The organism is Desulfovibrio piger ATCC 29098 (assembly GCF_000156375.1).
GTDB classification, from domain to species: domain Bacteria; phylum Desulfobacterota; class Desulfovibrionia; order Desulfovibrionales; family Desulfovibrionaceae; genus Desulfovibrio; species Desulfovibrio piger.
In genome coordinates this window covers 1-4049 of record NZ_DS996352.1, presented here as the reverse complement: position 1 = coordinate 4049, position 4049 = coordinate 1, and the positions used below count along the sequence as shown (strand labels likewise).

The 4049-nt window shown below is 51.2% G+C and carries 8 protein-coding genes and 1 pseudogene; 4 read left to right on the top strand and 5 right to left on the bottom strand.

Annotated elements, in window-relative coordinates; genetic code table 11:
• Positions 1-66: 66 nt before the first annotated feature.
• From DESPIG_RS13070 to DESPIG_RS14580, 4 genes and pseudogenes are all read right to left on the bottom strand, one after another.
• A complete protein-coding gene (locus DESPIG_RS13070; RefSeq protein ID WP_441586294.1) occupies positions 67-450 on the bottom strand; it encodes a hypothetical protein in 384 nt (127 codons plus the stop codon).
• Positions 451-534: 84 nt separating this feature from the next.
• Positions 535-672 carry a hypothetical protein gene (locus tag DESPIG_RS14455; protein ID WP_272869367.1) on the bottom strand — a complete coding sequence of 46 codons (138 nt, stop codon included), beginning with the start codon at positions 670-672 and terminating at the stop codon, positions 535-537.
• Between the two features lie 37 nt (positions 673-709).
• Positions 710-1084, bottom strand: coding sequence for a LexA family protein (locus DESPIG_RS13065; protein ID WP_441586297.1), 375 nt, complete (start codon positions 1082-1084; stop codon positions 710-712).
• A pseudogene (locus tag DESPIG_RS14580) lies at positions 1058-1195 on the bottom strand (helix-turn-helix domain-containing protein); the annotation flags it as partial. The pseudogene DESPIG_RS14580 and the gene DESPIG_RS13065, both read right to left, overlap by 27 nt.
• Positions 1196-1378: 183 nt before the next feature.
• Between DESPIG_RS14580 and DESPIG_RS01565 the strand changes: the two are divergent.
• A complete protein-coding gene (locus DESPIG_RS01565; protein WP_002456141.1) occupies positions 1379-1810 on the top strand; it encodes a Cro/CI family transcriptional regulator in 432 nt (143 codons plus the stop codon).
• 72 nt (positions 1811-1882) lie between these two features.
• Complete coding sequence (tet(C), locus tag DESPIG_RS01560) at positions 1883-3073, top strand: tetracycline efflux MFS transporter Tet(C) (RefSeq protein WP_001297013.1); 1191 nt, start codon at positions 1883-1885, stop codon at positions 3071-3073.
• Between the two features lie 55 nt (positions 3074-3128).
• On the opposite strand, the gene DESPIG_RS14510 is transcribed toward tet(C), so the two are convergent.
• The gene (locus tag DESPIG_RS14510) at positions 3129-3257 is read right to left on the bottom strand and encodes a type VI secretion protein (RefSeq protein ID WP_001260374.1); all 129 of its coding nucleotides are present in this window, start codon (positions 3255-3257) and stop codon (positions 3129-3131) included.
• 87 nt (positions 3258-3344) lie between these two features.
• Between DESPIG_RS14510 and DESPIG_RS14575 the strand changes: the two genes are divergently transcribed.
• The gene (locus tag DESPIG_RS14575; protein ID WP_003660253.1) at positions 3345-3608 is read left to right on the top strand and encodes a site-specific integrase; all 264 of its coding nucleotides are present in this window, start codon (positions 3345-3347) and stop codon (positions 3606-3608) included.
• Positions 3609-3711: 103 nt separating this feature from the next.
• Positions 3712-3903: a Rop family plasmid primer RNA-binding protein gene (locus DESPIG_RS01545; protein WP_000165985.1), complete on the top strand. Its 192-nt coding sequence runs from the start codon at positions 3712-3714 to the stop codon at positions 3901-3903.
• Positions 3904-4049 lie beyond the last annotated feature (146 nt).

The following is a 4049-nucleotide window of genomic DNA, read 5'->3' as shown; positions in this document are numbered from 1 at the left end:
TATGCATAACATCGTCTTTGGTGGTTCCCCTCATCAGTGGCTCTATCTGAACGCGCTCTCCACTGCTTAATGACATTCCTTTCCCGAATTAAAAAAATCTGTCAGATCGGATGTGGTCGGCCCGAAAACAGTTCTGGCAAAACCAATGGTGTCGCCTTCAACAAAACAAAAAAAGAATGGGAATCCCAATGATTCGTCATCTGCGAGGCTGTTCTTAATATCTTCAACTGAAGCTTTAGAGCGATTTATCTTCTGAACCAGACTCTTGTCATTTGTTTTGGTAAAGAGAAAAGTTTTTCCATCGATTTTATGAATATACAAATAATTGGAGCCAACCTGCAGGTGATGATTATCAGCCAGCAGAGAATTAAGGAAAACAGACAGGTTTATTGAGCGCTTATCTTTCCCTTTATTTTTGCTGCGGTAAGTCGCATAAAAACCATTCTTCATAATTCAATCCATTTACTATGTTATGTTCTGAGGGGAGTGAAAATTCCCCTAATTCGATGAAGATTCTTGCTCAATTGTTATCAGCTATGCGCCGACCAGAACACCTTGCCGATCAGCCAAACGTCTCTTCAGGCCACTGACTAGCGATAACTTTCCCACAACGGAACAACTCTCATTGCATGGGATCATTGGGTACTGTGGGTTTAGTGGTTGTAAAAACACCTGACCGCTATCCCTGATCAGTTTCTTGAAGGTAAACTCATCCACCCCCAAGTCTGGCTATGCAGAAATCACCTGGCTCAACAGCCTGCTCAGGGTCAACGAGAATTAACATTCCGTCAGGAAAGCTTGGCTTGGAGCCTGTTGGTGCGGTCATGGAATTACCTTCAACCTCAAGCCAGAATGCAGAATCACTGGCTTTTTTGGTTGTGCTTACCCATCTCTCCGCATCACCTTTGGTAAAGGTTCTAAGCTTAGGTGAGAACATCCCTGCCTGAACATGAGAAAAAACAGGGTACTCATACTCACTTCTAAGTGACGGCTGCATACTAACCGCTTCATACATCTCGTAGATTTCTCTGGCGATTGAAGGGCTAAATTCTTCAACGCTAACTTTGAGAATTTTTGTAAGCAATGCGGCGTTATAAGCATTTAATGCATTGATGCCATTAAATAAAGCACCAACGCCTGACTGCCCCATCCCCATCTTGTCTGCGACAGATTCCTGGGATAAGCCAAGTTCATTTTTCTTTTTTTTCTATAAATTGCTTTAAGGCGACGTGCGTCCTCAAGCTGCTCTTGTGTTAATGGTTTCTTTTTTGTGCTCATACGTTAAATCTATCACCGCAAGGGATAAATATCTAACACCGTGCGTGTTGACTATTTTACCTCTGGCGGTGATAATGGTTGCATGTACTAAGGAGGTTGTATGGAACAACGCATAACCCTGAAAGATTATGCAATGCGCTTTGGGCAAACCAAGACAGCTAAAGATCTGACCAAGCGACAGTTTAAAGTGCTGCTTGCCATTCTGCGTAAAACCTATGGGTGGAATAAACCAATGGACAGAATCACCGATTCTCAACTTAGCGAGATTACAAAGTTACCTGTCAAACGGTGCAATGAAGCCAAGTTAGAACTCGTCAGAATGAATATTATCAAGCAGCAAGGCGGCATGTTTGGACCAAATAAAAACATCTCAGAATGGTGCATCCCTCAAAACGAGGGAAAATCCCCTAAAACGAGGGATAAAACATCCCTCAAATTGGGGGATTGCTATCCCTCAAAACAGGGGGACACAAAAGACACTATTACAAAAGAAAAAAGAAAAGATTATTCGTCAGAGAATTCTCATGTTTGACAGCTTATCATCGATAAGCTTTAATGCGGTAGTTTATCACAGTTAAATTGCTAACGCAGTCAGGCACCGTGTATGAAATCTAACAATGCGCTCATCGTCATCCTCGGCACCGTCACCCTGGATGCTGTAGGCATAGGCTTGGTTATGCCGGTACTGCCGGGCCTCTTGCGGGATATCGTCCATTCCGACAGCATCGCCAGTCACTATGGCGTGCTGCTAGCGCTATATGCGTTGATGCAATTTCTATGCGCACCCGTTCTCGGAGCACTGTCCGACCGCTTTGGCCGCCGCCCAGTCCTGCTCGCTTCGCTACTTGGAGCCACTATCGACTACGCGATCATGGCGACCACACCCGTCCTGTGGATCCTCTACGCCGGACGCATCGTGGCCGGCATCACCGGCGCCACAGGTGCGGTTGCTGGCGCCTATATCGCCGACATCACCGATGGGGAAGATCGGGCTCGCCACTTCGGGCTCATGAGCGCTTGTTTCGGCGTGGGTATGGTGGCAGGCCCCGTGGCCGGGGGACTGTTGGGCGCCATCTCCTTGCATGCACCATTCCTTGCGGCGGCGGTGCTCAACGGCCTCAACCTACTACTGGGCTGCTTCCTAATGCAGGAGTCGCATAAGGGAGAGCGTCGACCGATGCCCTTGAGAGCCTTCAACCCAGTCAGCTCCTTCCGGTGGGCGCGGGGCATGACTATCGTCGCCGCACTTATGACTGTCTTCTTTATCATGCAACTCGTAGGACAGGTGCCGGCAGCGCTCTGGGTCATTTTCGGCGAGGACCGCTTTCGCTGGAGCGCGACGATGATCGGCCTGTCGCTTGCGGTATTCGGAATCTTGCACGCCCTCGCTCAAGCCTTCGTCACTGGTCCCGCCACCAAACGTTTCGGCGAGAAGCAGGCCATTATCGCCGGCATGGCGGCCGACGCGCTGGGCTACGTCTTGCTGGCGTTCGCGACGCGAGGCTGGATGGCCTTCCCCATTATGATTCTTCTCGCTTCCGGCGGCATCGGGATGCCCGCGTTGCAGGCCATGCTGTCCAGGCAGGTAGATGACGACCATCAGGGACAGCTTCAAGGATCGCTCGCGGCTCTTACCAGCCTAACTTCGATCATTGGACCGCTGATCGTCACGGCGATTTATGCCGCCTCGGCGAGCACATGGAACGGGTTGGCATGGATTGTAGGCGCCGCCCTATACCTTGTCTGCCTCCCCGCGTTGCGTCGCGGTGCATGGAGCCGGGCCACCTCGACCTGAATGGAAGCCGGCGGCACCTCGCTAACGGATTCACCACTCCAAGAATTGGAGCCAATCAATTCTTGCGGAGAACTGTGAATGCGCAAACCAACCCTTGGCAGAACATATCCATCGCGTCCGCCATCTCCAGCAGCCGCACGCGGCGCATCTCGGGCAGCGTTGGGTCCTGGCCACGGGTGCGCATGATCGTGCTCCTGTCGTTGAGGACCCGGCTAGGCTGGCGGGGTTGCCTTACTGGTTAGCAGAATGAATCACCGATACGCGAGCGAACGTGAAGCGACTGCTGCTGCAAAACGTCTGCGACCTGAGCAACAACATGAATGGTCTTCGGTTTCCGTGTTTCGTAAAGTCTGGAAACGCGGAAGTCAGCGCCCTGCACCATTATGTTCCGGATCTGCATCGCAGGATGCTGCTGGCTACCCTGTGGAACACCTACATCTGTATTAACGAAGCGCTGGCATTGACCCTGAGTGATTTTTCTCTGGTCCCGCCGCATCCATACCGCCAGTTGTTTACCCTCACAACGTTCCAGTAACCGGGCATGTTCATCATCAGTAACCCGTATCGTGAGCATCCTCTCTCGTTTCATCGGTATCATTACCCCCATGAACAGAAATCCCCCTTACACGGAGGCATCAGTGACCAAACAGGAAAAAACCGCCCTTAACATGGCCCGCTTTATCAGAAGCCAGACATTAACGCTTCTGGAGAAACTCAACGAGCTGGACGCGGATGAACAGGCAGACATCTGTGAATCGCTTCACGACCACGCTGATGAGCTTTACCGCAGCTGCCTCGCGCGTTTCGGTGATGACGGTGAAAACCTCTGACACATGCAGCTCCCGGAGACGGTCACAGCTTGTCTGTAAGCGGATGCCGGGAGCAGACAAGCCCGTCAGGGCGCGTCAGCGGGTGTTGGCGGGTGTCGGGGCGCAGCCATGACCCAGTCACGTAGCGATAGCGGAGTGTATACTGG